The organism is Flavicella sp. IMCC45537, assembly GCF_057197705.1.
In genome coordinates, this window is the sequence record NZ_CM170067.1 from 471,897 (window position 1) to 487,216 (window position 15,320).

Annotated in this window: 16 protein-coding genes; 3 read left to right on the forward strand and 13 right to left on the reverse strand. The window is 32.5% G+C overall.

What is annotated here, in order from left to right:
* Nucleotides 1-32 precede the first annotated feature (32 nt).
* Both AC2DGP_RS02160 and AC2DGP_RS02165 read right to left on the reverse strand, forming a co-directional pair.
* Nucleotides 33-1,391: an exonuclease domain-containing protein gene (locus AC2DGP_RS02160; protein ID WP_484491389.1), complete on the reverse strand. Its 1,359-nt coding sequence runs from the start codon at nucleotides 1,389-1,391 to the stop codon at nucleotides 33-35.
* On the reverse strand, nucleotides 1,388-2,161 hold the full coding sequence (locus AC2DGP_RS02165) for an XRE family transcriptional regulator (protein WP_484491390.1): 774 nt from the start codon (nucleotides 2,159-2,161) through the stop codon (nucleotides 1,388-1,390). The genes AC2DGP_RS02160 and AC2DGP_RS02165 overlap by 4 nt, the downstream gene beginning before the upstream one ends.
* Nucleotides 2,162-2,213: 52 nt before the next feature.
* Between AC2DGP_RS02165 and AC2DGP_RS02170 the strand changes: the two genes are divergently transcribed.
* Nucleotides 2,214-5,201, forward strand: coding sequence for a DNA polymerase III subunit alpha (locus tag AC2DGP_RS02170; protein WP_484491391.1), 2,988 nt, complete (start codon nucleotides 2,214-2,216; stop codon nucleotides 5,199-5,201).
* Nucleotides 5,201-6,412, forward strand: coding sequence for a DNA polymerase IV (dinB, locus tag AC2DGP_RS02175; protein ID WP_484491392.1), 1,212 nt, complete (start codon nucleotides 5,201-5,203; stop codon nucleotides 6,410-6,412). Before AC2DGP_RS02170 ends, dinB begins: the two co-directional genes overlap by 1 nt.
* Before the next feature lie 6 nt (nucleotides 6,413-6,418).
* Here dinB and AC2DGP_RS02180 read toward each other — a convergent pair whose 3' ends face one another.
* The 7 genes from AC2DGP_RS02180 to AC2DGP_RS02210 form a co-directional block, all read right to left on the reverse strand.
* On the reverse strand, nucleotides 6,419-7,264 hold the full coding sequence (locus AC2DGP_RS02180; protein WP_484491393.1) for a metallophosphoesterase: 846 nt from the start codon (nucleotides 7,262-7,264) through the stop codon (nucleotides 6,419-6,421).
* A gap of 24 nt (nucleotides 7,265-7,288) precedes the next feature.
* The gene (locus AC2DGP_RS02185; RefSeq protein WP_484491394.1) at nucleotides 7,289-7,855 is read right to left on the reverse strand and encodes a PAS domain-containing protein; all 567 of its coding nucleotides are present in this window, start codon (nucleotides 7,853-7,855) and stop codon (nucleotides 7,289-7,291) included.
* A 35-nt stretch (nucleotides 7,856-7,890) separates the two neighbouring features.
* Nucleotides 7,891-8,643: an NYN domain-containing protein gene (locus tag AC2DGP_RS02190; protein WP_484491395.1), complete on the reverse strand. Its 753-nt coding sequence runs from the start codon at nucleotides 8,641-8,643 to the stop codon at nucleotides 7,891-7,893.
* A gap of 5 nt (nucleotides 8,644-8,648) precedes the next feature.
* Nucleotides 8,649-9,146 (reverse strand): DUF1648 domain-containing protein, encoded by a 498-nt coding sequence (locus AC2DGP_RS02195; protein ID WP_484491396.1) that lies wholly within the window; start codon nucleotides 9,144-9,146, stop codon nucleotides 8,649-8,651.
* A 110-nt stretch (nucleotides 9,147-9,256) separates the two neighbouring features.
* Nucleotides 9,257-9,658: a group III truncated hemoglobin gene (locus tag AC2DGP_RS02200; protein WP_484491397.1), complete on the reverse strand. Its 402-nt coding sequence runs from the start codon at nucleotides 9,656-9,658 to the stop codon at nucleotides 9,257-9,259.
* A gap of 72 nt (nucleotides 9,659-9,730) precedes the next feature.
* Complete coding sequence (locus AC2DGP_RS02205) at nucleotides 9,731-10,174, reverse strand: 2-dehydro-3-deoxyphosphooctonate aldolase (protein ID WP_484491398.1); 444 nt, start codon at nucleotides 10,172-10,174, stop codon at nucleotides 9,731-9,733.
* An 83-nt stretch (nucleotides 10,175-10,257) separates the two neighbouring features.
* The gene (locus AC2DGP_RS02210; RefSeq protein ID WP_484491399.1) at nucleotides 10,258-11,127 is read right to left on the reverse strand and encodes a 3-keto-disaccharide hydrolase; all 870 of its coding nucleotides are present in this window, start codon (nucleotides 11,125-11,127) and stop codon (nucleotides 10,258-10,260) included.
* A gap of 289 nt (nucleotides 11,128-11,416) precedes the next feature.
* Here AC2DGP_RS02210 and AC2DGP_RS02215 point away from each other — a divergent pair, with 289 nt between their 5' ends.
* Nucleotides 11,417-11,884, forward strand: a complete 468-nt coding sequence (locus AC2DGP_RS02215; RefSeq protein WP_484491400.1) for a VOC family protein — start codon at nucleotides 11,417-11,419, stop codon at nucleotides 11,882-11,884.
* A 3-nt stretch (nucleotides 11,885-11,887) separates the two neighbouring features.
* On the opposite strand, the gene AC2DGP_RS02220 is transcribed toward AC2DGP_RS02215, so the two are convergent.
* From AC2DGP_RS02220 to AC2DGP_RS02235, 4 genes are all read right to left on the reverse strand, one after another.
* On the reverse strand, nucleotides 11,888-12,295 hold the full coding sequence (locus AC2DGP_RS02220) for a putative signal transducing protein (RefSeq protein WP_484491401.1): 408 nt from the start codon (nucleotides 12,293-12,295) through the stop codon (nucleotides 11,888-11,890).
* A 101-nt stretch (nucleotides 12,296-12,396) separates the two neighbouring features.
* Nucleotides 12,397-13,776 (reverse strand): DUF1254 domain-containing protein, encoded by a 1,380-nt coding sequence (locus AC2DGP_RS02225; protein WP_484491402.1) that lies wholly within the window; start codon nucleotides 13,774-13,776, stop codon nucleotides 12,397-12,399.
* A gap of 173 nt (nucleotides 13,777-13,949) precedes the next feature.
* Nucleotides 13,950-14,705, reverse strand: a complete 756-nt coding sequence (locus AC2DGP_RS02230; protein ID WP_484491403.1) for a hypothetical protein — start codon at nucleotides 14,703-14,705, stop codon at nucleotides 13,950-13,952.
* Nucleotides 14,706-14,817: 112 nt separating this feature from the next.
* Nucleotides 14,818-15,318: a hypothetical protein gene (locus AC2DGP_RS02235; RefSeq protein ID WP_484491404.1), complete on the reverse strand. Its 501-nt coding sequence runs from the start codon at nucleotides 15,316-15,318 to the stop codon at nucleotides 14,818-14,820.
* Between the last annotated feature and the right edge of the window lie 2 nt (nucleotides 15,319-15,320).

Here is a 15,320-nt window from a genome sequence, read left to right on the forward strand (position 1 = left end):
ATAAAAAAAGGAACCGATTTAGGTTCCTTTTTTTATGCCTTTAAAATAATCAAGTTCTGATCGTTTTTTTTAAGATATCCCTTTAGGATCCTATTGATATCTTTGTTGTCTTTTTGTGGCTCAATAGCAGATAAAAAATCCTCTTTAGAGGAAGGGGTTTCATTACTGTTGAGGTAACCATAACCGCGATATACACCATTGAGCACAAGAGCATATGCTGATTCTTCTTTGCTACGTCCCTTTTCTTTGATAACAAAGTTTTCTGTTTTAAAACGAACAGAGTCAATTGCTTTTAGTACGCGTTTATTGTAGTCTTTTATGCTTTCTTCTTCTCTACAGATTCCTTTGCATTGTTTTAGTTGGTAATGAAAACAACTGCTTACGTTGGTTTGTAAGTTGCAGTATTTAGGACAAAGCTCATGAGTTTCGCAAAGTTTTTCCATAAATTGTCTGGCCTCAGATAAGCTATAGAACTTTAGCAATGGATTGGGAACGTTTTTTAATTGATTCCATGCCAAATGGAGGATTCCTTTTCTGTCTTCGTATGAGAATAATGCAAACCCTTCTTTTGTTTTTCGTTGTGCTCTGTTGTATTTAGGAAAATGATATTTTATCTCTGTAGATTCTAATAATAGTGCTAGTAATTCACTGCCTGTTTCAGTATAGGCAATATCTGCCGTTGCCATACACATGGTGATTTCTTTCTTTTTTTTATCATAAAAATGACTTAAGACACGCTGTTTTATATTGTTTGCTTTTCCAACGTAAATAATTTCCTTGTCTTCGTTTTTAAAATAATACACCCCTTCAGTTTCGGGTAGTTTGTCAAAAACATTTTTGGGTAACAAAGGAGGTAGGGTTGCTTCTCTTGATTTAGGGTTTAAGAAAGAGGCAAATACAGAACCATTGTCTAGGTTATAAAGACGTTGAAATAGTATGGTGGTAGCTTCAGCATCTCCTCTTGCTCGGTGCCTGTCTACCAAGGGAATGTTTTCTGAGATACATAGTTTACCAAGACTGTAAGATTTTCTGCCGGGAAGTAATTTTCTTGAAAGTCGTACGGTACAAAGTTTTTTACGCTTGAAAGTAAGTCCGAGCTCTTTGAATTCTTTTGCGATGATATTGTAGTCAAAATTAACATTATGAGCTACAAAAATACAGTCTTCTGTGATTTCAACTATTTTTTTTGCAACCTCAAAAAACTTAGGAGCGTCCTTAACCATATTATTGGTAATGCCCGTTAAGTTGGTTATAAAAGCAGGGATATTACATTCAGGATTGATCAAGGTAGTGTATTCATCTACCACTTGTTCTCCATCAAAAATAAAGATACTTATTTCTGTAATTTTGACTCCTCCGTTGGTTTCTATGTCGATCACGGAATATTTCATGAAACCATTTTTTTTAGTTCTTTTAATTCCACTCCAAGTTGATTCAACATCATAGCAATACTGCTTATTTTTAGGTCACGTTCGTCGTATTCTTGTGTATTGATACTACATGTATATTCCCAAACTTCTAGAACTTCGTTTAAAGGGACCTCGTAAGAATTATAATTTTTATTGTCAGGAGCGAGTAGTAGTGTTCCGCTTTCTTCAATTTTGTTATAAACTCTCTTATAAGTCATTCCATCATTTAAAGTAACAATGATATAAGAGGTTCCGTTTTTTACATCTCTAATGTCTTCTAGATATTGTGCTACTACATATGAGCCGTCTTTCATAGGCAGCATTGAATCTCCCTTGATTGGAAAAGCTCTATGTTTTCCTGTCGGTAAAAATGGAAGTTTTATTTTGTCTAGTTGCTCAATATATTCAGGGTCATTATAGCCTAACAGATACCCAGCAGAAGCTTTTACAGGAACTACTTCTATCAGGTCTTCGTTGTCAGCATCTACGGTAATTGGAAATAGTACGCGTTGATTACCGATTTCTATAAAGGATGTGTCTGCAGCATAGGTAAGGTCATTTTTTATCAATACATCAATAGGTAGTTTGAAGTAATTAGAAAATTTAACTAACATATCAATAGGAGGGTCAGAACGACCTTCTTCATAAGAACCAACTTTAGAACGTGTAATTTCTAGTTCCTCAGAGAGTTGCTCTTGGGTTAGCGCTTTTATTTTTCTTAGATGACGGATGTTTTTAGCAATATTATTCATAATACTACAAATGTAAGCATTAAAAACTATAATTTGTAGTTAGTTTTGTAAAATGTTTTTGAATGCACATACATATTATAGTTTACGCTATGGGACAATAGCGCCAGAACGCTTGTTACACTTGGCGTTGGAGCATAATGTAAAAGAAATGGCTTTTACCGATATAAATAGCACTTCAATAAGTTTAGAACTTATACGTTTGGCGAAAAAGTACGGAATACGTCCTGTTTTAGGTGTGGATTTTAGAAATGGTGCACAGCAAGAATATATAATGTTGGCAAAAAATAATATTGGATTTGAAGAGATCAATATTTTTTTATCAGAGTTTTTACATCAGTCTAATTTTAAGATTTCAGAACAGGCGAAAAATTTACCAGATACTTTTGTGATTTATCCGTTTCATAAAAACATAGACTTTGTACTAAAGGCGCATGAGTTTATAGGAATAAGAAAGGAAGATTTACATACGTTGAAATTTTTAAAATCAACTCATCTACTTTCTAAAATGGTGGTTTTGCAAACGGTTTCTTTTGAAAATAAAAAAGGATTTAACACACATCGTTTGCTACGTGCGATAGACAATAATACTTTGTTGAGTAAGTTGCCTAGTTCAGAGCAAGGAGATGAGTTTGATATGTTTGTTCCTGTAGAAACATTAAAAAATATATTTTCTGAATACCCACAGATAATTGAGAATACTGAGCATTTACTGGCTCAATGCAATATAGAATTTGATTTTTCTGAGGATATAACTAACAACCAACGATCGTACACCGCTAATGAAGCCTTGGATTTTAGATTGTTGAAAAAATTGACATATCAAGGAATTGATTACCGCTTTGGAGAGGCAAATCAAAAAGTTTTGGATAGAATAGAAAAAGAGCTGTATATAATCCAAGAAAAAGGTTTTGTATCTTATTTTTTAATCAATTGGAAAATTTTAAAATATGCACGGTCTAAAGGCTATTTTTATGTAGGTAGAGGTAGTGGAGCCAATAGTATTGTGGCATATTTATTACGAATTACGGATGTGGATCCCGTAGAGTTAGATTTGTATTTTGAGCGATTTATCAACTTGTACCGTAAAAATCCACCGGATTTTGATATTGATTTTTCATGGACAGATAGGGATGATATTACTCGTTTTATTTTTGAGCGTTTTAAAAATACTGCGTTGATTGCAGTTTACAATACTTTTAAATACAAAGCTTCTGTAAGAGAATTAGGAAAAGTATTTGGCTTGCCTAAGTCTGAAATAGATGCCTTGTGTGTGCAGAATTATTCTTTTGAAAAATTAGACAGACTATCTCAGCTAGTACTTATTTACAGTCAGTATATTCAGGGCTTTCCTAATTATTTAGGGATTCATGCTGGAGGTATCTTGATTTCGGAGAAGCCAATTCATCATTATGTAGCTACGTTTTTTCCGCCTAAGGGCTATGCAACTGCTCAGTTTGATATGGTAGTGGCAGAAAATAGTCAGTTGTATAAGTTTGATATTTTAAGTCAACGTGGTTTAGGCAAGATAAAAGATGCTGTTACAATAGTACATCAAAATTATCCCAATCAGCCTTTGTTAGATATTCATGATATTCAGCGTTTTAAAGAGGATGAAAAAATCAAATATTTATTAAAAAACGCTAAGGCTATAGGTTGTTTTTATGTAGAGTCACCGGCCATGCGTATGTTGTTGAAGAAGTTGCAGGTTGATAATTATTTAGGTTTGGTAGCTGCAAGTTCGGTTATTCGCCCAGGAGTTGCAAAGTCAGGTATGATGCGTGAATATATTATGCGTTATCGTTTTCCAGAAAAAAGAGAAAATGCACACCCTATTATGTTGGATATTATGCCAGAAACTTATGGAGTGATGGTGTATCAAGAAGATGTGATAAAAGTAGCACATTATTTTGGGGGCTTGAGTTTAGGAGAGTCAGATGTATTGCGTAGAGGGATGTCGGGAAAGTCTAGGTCTAAAGATGAATTTACAAGAGTAAAAGAACGTTTTTTTAAAAATTGTTTGCGCTCTGGAAAGCCAGCAAAATTAGTTCAAGAGATTTGGATGCAAATAGAAAGTTTTGCGGGGTATGCTTTTGCAAAAGGACACTCAGCGTCTTATGCTGTTGAAAGCTATCAAAGTTTGTTTTTAAAAGCGTATTATCCGTTAGAGTATATGGTTGCAACACTTAATAATTCTGGGGGCTTTTATAGTGCAGAATTATATATACACGAGGCGCGTATGCATGGTGGAGTGATTCATGCTCCTTGTATAAATAAAAGTGATGATAAAACCATTATTGAAGGGCAAGATATTTATATAGGCTTTGCTTTTTTACAAGCTTTAGAAGCTAAAACAAGAGAGCGTATTCTTGTGGCTAGAAGCAGTGGTGTTTTTAAAAGCTTGAATGATTTTATTGATAGAGTTCCAATCTCTATGGAGCAAATACGGATTTTGATTAAAATTAATGCATTTCGGTTTACTGGAGTTTTGAAAAGAGAATTGTTGTGGGAAGCACATATGAAAATTAAAAAGCTTGTGTTTGAAACACCAGCTCAAACTTTGTTTAAATCAGAGCCGGTAAATTATACAACTCCAAGACTACCTTCCTCTCATTTAGAAGATGCTTTTGATCAAATAGAGTTATTGGGCTATCCATTGTGTAGTCCTTTTGATTTATTAGTAGAGGAGTTTGTCAATTTATTTAGAGTTAAGGGATTAGATAAATTTAATGGTAGAATGGTCTGTATTGAAGGGTATCTAGTAACGGTAAAAAAAACGAGAACTAATAATGGTAAAACAATGTATTTCGGTACGTTTTTAGATTTAGATGGTGATTTTTTAGATACAGTTCATTTTCCTCCAGTAGCAGAAAAATTTCCTTTTCGAGGGAAGGGGATTTATAGGTTGATGGGCAAGGTTGTGGTAGAGTTGGATTGTGTATCTATAGAAATAACCAGTATGGAGCGTTTGGCAATTGTAGAAGATCCTCGTTATGCAGATAGTAGAAAAGCACAAAGACCCAAAAATAAAAGAGTAGGCTGATGGAGAGATCAATAGTACATATGGATTTAGATACTTTTTTTGTGTCTTGTGAGCGTTTATTGGATAGTAGACTAAATGGAAAACCTATTTTGATAGGTGGTACTTCTGATAGGGGAGTTGTGGCATCTTGTAGTTATGAAGCAAGGTCTTATGGGGTGCATTCCGCAATGCCTATGCGTATGGCGAAACAGTTATGTCCAGAAGCAATTGTGTTACGAGGAAATTCGGGTATATATACCAAGTATTCACAGTTGGTAACAGAAGTTGTTAAAGAGGCAGTTCCCTTGTATGAAAAGACCTCTGTAGATGAATTTTATATTGATCTTACGGGGATGGATCAGTTTTTTGGGTGTCATCAATTGGCTTCTGAATTGAGGCAGCGTATTATGAGAGAAACAGGGTTGCCTATTTCTTTTGGGTTGTCTGTAAATAAAACAGTTTCAAAAATAGCCACAGGAGAAGCAAAGCCCAATAACGAGATTAAGGTGCATAAAGGAACAGAAAAACCTTTTTTATCTCCTCTATCTGTAAAAAAAATACCCATGGTAGGTGAGGTGACTTATAAGTCTTTATGCGATTTAGGAATTAAAAAAATTCAAACAGTACAAGAAATGCCAATGGATATGTTAGCCAGGGTTTTTGGGAAATCAGGAGTATCTATATGGAAAAAAGCAAACGGAATTGATAACAGTCCTGTAGTGCAGTATAGAGAAAGGAAATCGATTTCTACAGAACGTACTTTTGATAAAGATACTACGGATATAGGAAAACTAGAGAGTATTTTAGTAGCGATGGCAGAAAATTTAGTATATCAATTGAGAAGAGGTAATAAATTAACCTCTTGCATAACCTTTAAAATACGGTATTCAGATTTTCAAACATACACGACACAAAAAAGGATTCCTTATAGTTCTGCGGATCATAAAATTATTCCTGTAGTAAAAGAGTTATATAAAAAATTATATGAACGTAGAATGTTGGTGCGTTTGATTGGTGTTAAGTTTAGTCATTTGGTAGAAGGAGGTTTTCAAATAGATTTATTTGATGATGATGAGAAAATATTAAATCTGTACCATGCAATGGATAAAATGAGAGAGCGTTATGGAGATAGAGCGGTAATACGAGCTAGAGGAATGGATGCAAAAACAATTTCACGCTTTAATCCATTTAATGGAGAGGCCCCTCCGTTATTAGCAAATAGGAGGAGATAGGAAGTTTTAGACTTCTCGTTCTAAGGTGAAAATAGTTATTTCAGGTTTTACATTAAATCGAATTTGCCATAAATGACCTAGTGCTCTATTGATATACAGTGTTTTCCCATTTTCTAAATTGATTTTACCAGCGGAGTATTTTTTGTTTTTTACGGGGAGCATTGGTGCGGGTAAGAAGGGAGGTTTTACTTGACCTCCATGAGTGTGCCCAGCTAAAATCCAACCTTGATAGTTTTCCCAAATATCTTCGTCACAAACATCAGGGTTGTGACATAGTACCAAATTGGCTTTTGAAGAATCTAAGGTAGGTAGTACTTTTTCAGGATGAAAATTTGTTCCCCAGTAGTCATCTATTCCTGCGATGGTCAAACCATTTAATTCTATTTTTTCGTTTCGTAAAACTTTAATGTTTTCTTTGTCAAGAGTATCAACAATATTATCAGCAACATCAACTTCTATCCAGTCTTTTCCGTAATCATGGTTTCCTAATACACCTACTGAACCCATTTTTCCATGCACTGCATGATTCATTACTTTTTTGAATAAGTTTAGTTGCTCTGTGTCTTCATAATGGACAAAATCTCCTGTATAGACAACAAAATCTGGATCGTACTTTTTTGCTTTTTCAAATGATTCAATTAGGTAGTTTGGATCAAAACGATTGCCTACATGAATATCACTAATTTGCATTAGTTTTTTACCTATTAAATGCTTGGGTAAATTTTTAACAGGCATTTTTTCTTCCACAAACTCTAACCAAAAAGGTTCTATTTTGATGCTATAGAGTGCGGTTGAAACAATTGCTCCTAAGGAAGCAATAATACTTTTTTTTATGAATTTTCTGCGTTTCAAATCATTAGATATTCAATAATAAATTTAGATAACTTTTTTTTCTAAAGCAATATAATGAGTTGTTCTGTTTGTATAAAGAGGGAAAATCTTCACTTCACACTCATAGGCTGTTTTATCTTTTTTATGATTGATGATTGTGTGTGTAAATGGTTTGTTTGTCTTTATTTTATCTCTAAAAGTAATTTTTGAATCAAGCAAGGTTTCAGGGCCTTGTAAAAAAGAAGGCTTTTTATTTAAAGCAAAATTTTTAGGAAAACCAGTCATTTGAGTGAATCCCTGATTGACCCATAAAATTTCTTGTTCACTATTAGTAATCACTAGAGCTTCAAAATCATTGGAGTCAAAAATTTTATTAATATCATTTTTCCAACCATGTTTTTCAGCCAATTCTTTTACAATTTTTATGTCAAAATCTGATTTTAGTTTTTTCCTTTTTTCAGAAAAAGAATCATAAAAAATATCCCAACTTGCTAAAGGAGTTCGTGAAGTATCTGTAAATGAAATTTTATCTTTTACTTTATCAAATTTTTTTGTGTCTAATTCAGAAACAAAAAGATCCAAGCATTTCATTTGAGTTAATTTATTTTCCATAGTCGCATTTTTATAATTTTTTAGCAATTACAAAGTTATCTTTTCATTTTTTGTTTTTCTTTATTTTTCACAAAAATTAATTTGTGCTTACTTTTAGCGTTTTCGCGCTGTTCTAATTCAAAGTTACCAATAGATTTTATTAATGGTGTAAGTTTATCAAACCCGTAATTTCTAGAATCAAAATTTGGTTGTTTTTTCTGAAGCAAACTACCTACATCACCTAAAAACGCCCACCCATCATCATCAGATAAAGTGGCGATGGTATTAGAAATTAGTTTTATTTCTTTTCTAGTGATGGTATCTACTACAGGTTTATCAGATTCGATAGCATTATTGCTTTTCTTCTCTGGTTGTTTCTTTAAAATTTCAATATATATAAAACGATCGCATGCAACAATAAATGGGTTTGGAGTTTTCTTTTCTCCAATTCCAATAACTTGCATACCGGCTTCTCTAAGTCTGGTTGCTAACCTTGTAAAGTCGCTATCACTTGACACCAGACAAAAACCATTTACTTTACCACTATAGAGGATATCCATAGCATCAATAATCATTGCAGAGTCAGTGGCGTTTTTACCCGTGGTATATCCATATTGTTGAATAGGCGTAATGGCGTTTTCTAATAATAAATTTTTCCATTTACTAAGGTTGGGCTTGGTCCAGTCACCATAAATTCTTTTGATCGTTGGATTCCCGTAATTGGCAATTTCTTCCATCATTTCTTTTACATAGGCAGAGGGAATATTGTCACCATCAATCAATACAGCTAAATTTATATTCGCTTTCATAGAGGTTATTTCTTTTTGTAAGATTTATAAAGGTACAGTAGAGTTGGGATTAGAAATAGTGAAATTGTTAAAGGAAAAAACCAGGTTCCAAGGCCATCAGTCGTTCCGTAAATATTTTCAATGGTTCTATAAAATAATAAGCCAAATACAATTAATGCGATTAACTTTAGAATTCTAATTAGTCTAATCGCGTATCTGTACTGAATTTCTGCGTTTTCTTTAGTGATTTGTACAATAAAGTTAAGTTTGTGTGGGAATTTGGTTAAAATCGTCATCCCAATATATAGTAAGGTAAGCACACCTTGAATATTGATAATGTTGCTCTTAGACCCAAAACTGTCGGCTTGTCCTTTAGCATCAAAATGTGTAGGGATTGTTTCAGGTAGTTCAGAATAATTGATGAAAATCATGGCCCATATTGCAACTATAGATACCCAACCGAGGCTTTCTAAAAAGAGGTCAAAACCATCTAGTTTTAATTTGATAAAAGGTCTGTTGTTCATTTGTAATCGGTATAAAAAATAATATTGAAAACCTTAATCAAGATACTACTTTTTTAACTTGTATACAGGTGAAATTTTGTTAAACAGGAACTAAACGTTTTTTTATATAATTAGGTTTTTAAGTGATCCGGTCGATTGTTCCAAATGGTTAAAAATTGTCCAGTGGCCATTTTGGTGGCTGACTGTTTTGCTTTATTTGCCAATTCGCCTTCAAATAAATGATCAATAGTTTCAAACCATAATTCAAGCCATCTATCAAAATGACTAGGAGTGATGGTGTGATTCATGTGGGCATCTACATTGGCATGTTTTTGAGAAGGACTACCTTTAAATTTAGGAATTCCGAAAAGATTTGTTTCCCAAAAATCTGTCAATTTTTCTAAATGTATTGGCCATTCATTTGCTTCAATATGATTATTGAAAATAGGACCTAAAGTTGTGTCATTTCTTATTTTGTCATAAAAAGTATGCACCAGTATTGAAATGTCTTTTCTTGATTCAATTAAATTCATGTAAAAATAAGACTGTTTTAAAATACTGTATAAAGGTAGTCAAATTCAATGGTAACTGCTTGTTAAAATAATTTATTGCTCCAAAAATTGTACTTGAGGATGCTTAAATCCAAATCCGAAGGGTGCTTTAAGATCTCCCTTGTCGTATAAATTAATAAATATGGAAATTGTGTCTTTTGAGTTTTCCCAAGTCACCCGATAATTATCTAAAATAGCCATTCCGTTAAACCCATTTTTACTTTTGATAGGACAACAACTTCCAGCTCTGTAATAAGAAATCATTTCACCGTTAGGTCCCGTTAAAAGGTTGAGGTACCTTCTCTCGTTATATGCACCAGATTCAACACCTCCACCAACTTCAACTGGATTTTTAGGTGTTAATCCATACGATTTATTTTTAGAAATTTCTGTAATAGAAAAGCTTTCCATTAATTGATCGTTATGAGAAGCTGCTTTTTTTGATGTAGTGCATGAGAATAATGCAAATACAGAGATGGTGAATAAAGTCTTTTTCATAGGATAGTTTTTTGTTTATTGGTTTCAAAAACTATTCCATAAAAAAAAATATTTACAAGAAAGGTTAAAAAGTTAAACGAAATTCAATCTAGATAATATGCTCGATACTCTTTTGGAAGTGTTTCAATAATTCTAATTTGAATATTTTTAAAATATACTTCAGCTGCTTCTGATTGAATTTGAATTTTCCCTTTATTCATTGGGTACTTTGTGCCTTCTTTAACATATCTGGAGTTTTTTAAAACCATAACAACTTTACCATTTACAATATGGAGACTTTTATTTTCAAAACATATAAGTTCAACACTTGTCCATTCCCCCATAGGATTTTCATGATTAGAACTACGCATACAATAACCAAATAAATCTTCTCCTTCACCAAAAGGTATAAAGGGTTGGGAAACATCAGCACTTGCACTCATTGCTGATTCTGGTGGGTATGCTCTGATATCAATGGCAGAATTAGCTTGTGCCCAGAAGTCACCAAAATGACCTTCCATAATTTGAAATTCCTGAGATAGCATCCAGGATCTCCAAAACTCAGCACCATTTGGGCCGATGGAGTGATAGAGAATACCTGAATCTTTTAATTTGTTTTTTCTAGGAGAATACTTTTGTGTTCCCCATTTTACATCTAATCTTAGATGATAATTTTCAAACTCCTTTTTGGTGGAAATACAACCATATATCTCACCACTTACTTTTAGTATTTGTTCTCCATTTATTTTGGTTACTTTAAATACCTCAAGACTGTCATTATTGATACCAATGGGTTCAATAAGAATTCCGTTTTTGTTTTTAGGTTGCTCTCCGGAGTAGTTTTCTTTGTGTTGATAGCTTAAATAATTATTCCATTGTGATAGATTTTCATCTATTAAGTTGTGCCATTCTTGTTTTTTTGTAGTGCAAGAGAGTAATATAAATGTGGTGACAAAATAAATTAGAAATTTCATTAGAATGGAATTAATAAATGGGTTAGTAGGAGGAAAGTTAGAGAATAAATTTTCAATATTTTGTTTTTGTAGATAACCGAAAAAGGAATGTCTAGTTTTGAGAAGGATAATTTTTATAGATTGCTGTTTTCGGAAGTTTGGTTGTTATTTTGTCTAGTTAATTTTTAGTTTTTATGAGAATATAATTGTCCTTAAAACCCTAATTTTAAAAGGATTTATAAATAATAATAAAATGTATAAAGCTTTGCAAAATCAATTTCAGAAATATTCTTTAAAATTAACTTGTCTAATGTTATTGTTTCTGCTTGGTGGTCAGGTGTTGAAAGCTCAAAAAAATCAATTGAATGAATCATCTAATACTAAAGAAGTGGCCAGAGTTACCGGATTAAGATATGTCAGTATTCATGTTTTAGAATTAGAGAAAACACTTTTTTTGTATAGAGAAATTTTAGGTTTTAAACTTTCTGACGCAGAAATCTTACATGGAGAAGGAATTGAAGGGATGTTAGTATTAAAGTTAAAAGCAAACGAATTGGAAATTGGTTTGTCTGTAACTGCTCCGGAGTTTAAACACACTATTGGTCCAATAGGAAATACAAACCACAACCATATTATGTTAAAGGTAAATGATATTAAGGTAATAGGTGATAAATTAAAAAAAGCAGGGTATGCCTTGGAGAATGAGAATTATGTGAAAGATAAATATACCTTTTTTGTAGGGCCCAATGGTGAGATTATTGGTCTTTCGTCTTGGTAGTTTTCAAGAAAACTCTGCTCCGCAACTGTTGCATTTATTTATGGTTTTGAAATAAATAGGAAAGACCATAAAAAGAAATGACAAAATGATTGCAAATATTCCTTTGGTATTCTTGATAGATTTGAAGTTATAATTGATGTCTTGAGATTTACAAACAGAACAACTAATTATTTGATTTTGTTCATCTGTTAATTTCAGACCATCCATTTCGTCTGAAATCTCTTTAGCTGTATGCCATTGACTTTTATCAATTTTTAATTTGATACCACCGATGGTTACATTATATAAAGGATTTAATGAAATTAAATTTTCATCAAAAATAAAAACTTGAATACCTTGACTCTCTAATTTAGTTTTTAGGAGATGGGCTTCAAATGAAGTGTCAAAAGTTTTTAAGGTAACTAATCCCATAGACAATAATTTATCTACAACTGTTTTATCTAGTGGTGTTTTTATTTAATTTCTAGTGGTTTTGTAGTGATGCTTTAAACAAAACCACTAGAAAATAAGATTTAATTAATAGGTTCAAATGGAGGTTGTTTCCATGTTCCATTCCGAATGGCAGCATTAGGGCCATAGGTTCTTAATACAGCCCAAAAAGGACCATCAGGAGCCGGAAGCCAGTTACTTTCTTTTGATTTTCCGGGTGATTTTTTTGAGAAATATATGGTAATGGAACCATCTTTGTTTTTCTTTAATCCTTCAGTACTTGAGCCAATAGAATATCTTTTTATAGGGTTTGCAACAAGCCATCTTTGAGGAAGCGTATACATAGTGTAAGACCAAAAGTATTTTACCGGAGGCAATTGTCCTGCCTTAAAGGTTACCTTGTAGTCATGTTTGCTCCCATCGGTTTGATTTCCGTGGATGTCATTTACTTCAGTTAAATATACAGATTGATTTGTAACATTACCAAAAATACCAACAAAAACGCCAAGGGCTCTATTGGTGTAATCTGTACCAATTTCTTTTCTATTATTATAGAATTTAGCAGGGATAAATAATTCTTCTGATAATTTTTTAAGTTCAGCTCTAGCCTCTGCAATACCTGATTTTATTGCTTTTGCTGTTTGAAAATCTAAATTACTAGAACTCCAATTGCCTCCTTTTATAATGCCAATAGACTCTAAAAGTTTGTACGCTTCTTTGTCTTTATTGTTTGTAGATACAAACTGTAAAATGAATTGAACATAGTCGAAATATTTTAGAGTTGTTTCATCACCTTCTGTCCATGTTGGCCATGCAATGGATGGCGCTTTAGCTGGTGCAGAATGGTTTAAAAAACTACTTAGCGGTTGAAGGTGATATTCTTTTTGAATATTTTTTACATTTTGCAAATCTTTTGTACCACCAATTAGTTGCGTACGTGTAAGACTTCCTAAGAATTCACTTTCTCCTTTGATAACACGATTAATTCCTTCCGGAATGCTACCATTCCAATCAGGAGCAGTTAATAAAAATGTAGTTCCATTGTTTCCGTCATTTACGGACCCTGCATTGTCAAGTACATAACCCCACAGGTCGTCCCATTGACTTGTGTAAAACCTATTTTTCTCTATTTTAGGCAAAGTCAAAACCCATGGTTCAGCCCTTAAATCTAACCATGCATATGAATAAGGTGTGTCATTGTTTGGGGTAACAATATCTGTATCGGCAGGAGACGAAGTGCCAAAATGTAACCACTGCCCAAAAGATCCACTTGCAATTGCCTGAGCATGCATGGTACGATAATTCATTACCAAGGGATAAGAAAAAATGTAAGCTTCTTTGGTTATTTTTTTTAATTGCTCTGCGGTAAGCTGGGGTTCTGATGTTTTCTTATTTGAGTTTTTCTTACAACTAACAGCAAATAGACTTGTCATTATGATTAGGTAAATAAAGTTACGTTTCATAGTTGGTTTTTATTAATAGAAAGGTAGAATATTTAAATAAATTTGTTCTAGGGTTATATCAGAATTTTATAACTTATTTTGTCGTTTATGGTTGCTGAAATTACAATTCAATAATTTTTTTATGTGAATTTTTGACGATAATCACTGCGTTTTTAATCATGAGTAGCTACTTATTATCGTTCAAAATCTATTTCTAAATCGTTATAATGTGGATTGTTATTCATGTCAAAAGCATTTCCATAAATTTCTACACCTTTGAAATCAGAAGATATCCTAGCGTTTTTATTGTCAACAGATTTTATTTTATATGGAAATTTATAGACAGTCTTAAAACGCAGCATATTTGCCATTGGACTGTCTTTTGTTAAAGTTGTATCACGGTTTTTCTCATTTTCCAAGATAGCTTCTTGACTAATTTTTGTCGAAAAATGTTTTTTATTGAAAACAGTAATATAATCTTGGTTGAAATCTAGTATTTTTTCAGATTGTTTTGACTTACCAGATTTACCACCAAGAAAATCTAAATCTTTGAGGTCTTGGTCTTTTAACTTTTGCCCAAATTGCTGTAAATCTTTGATGTTTTTGAAAGAATAGTCTATTTTGAACTCATAGCGATCAGAAATCGTATCCATTTTAATAGCGAAACTGAAATTTTCTAAATTTTGCAGTTTTTTTCTTTCTTCTTTGCTAAGTTTAGAGATGCTATCTTTTTTTTCTTTTAGCATCTGTGAAAAATCAATCACAGTATCTATTTGTTTTTTCATGGTGTTTTTTTGAGAATTCATTCCCATTTTTACCATTTCAGACATATCAAACCCTAAGCTGTAGGTACCACTACCATTGCAGTTGAATTCGGTTTCTTGTACTATTTCACAAGAGCTAAATAAATTTAGAAAGAAGATTAAAACAATACTGTAATAAATTTTCATAAGTACTTTTTTGATAAAAATACTTATAAATATTTTTATATCATTTGCCTACAAATATTAATACAGAGGTTAAAATCTATTTATGCGTTTTTAGCGAGAATATAGGGGACTTTTATTTTTCAAGTTGAATTAATTTTTCTTGGTAGTTTTTTATTCTTCCGTGTGCGGTACCATCAACTAATAAAATAACAACTAACATGGCAATTGTTGTAATGCAAATAGCTCTCCAAGTAGGACTCGGTAAAAATAGAATACCTAAGGATGCTAAAATTATAATTATTGGAATTCCTTTAAAAACGACATTTTGATATTCCTTTAATGTTGCTTCTGTACGACTCATTTCCGATTCATAAAACGCAATTGCATCCATGTGATAGGCTTTTTCAAATTGGTGTACTCTTGACTTGTTGGTAAAAAATAACCCGAGTCCAATAGTCATAAGTAAAACACCTGCCACTAAGGTTGGAATAATATATGCTTTAGCGATATCTGTTTTTCCAAGTTGCCAAAAACCAATACTAGCAAGTAAAAATAATATGGCGAAAATGATAAAAAATCGTGTTGAAAAGACCTCTGATTTAGCCCATTCGATTGCTAATTTTAAAAGTTCCATAG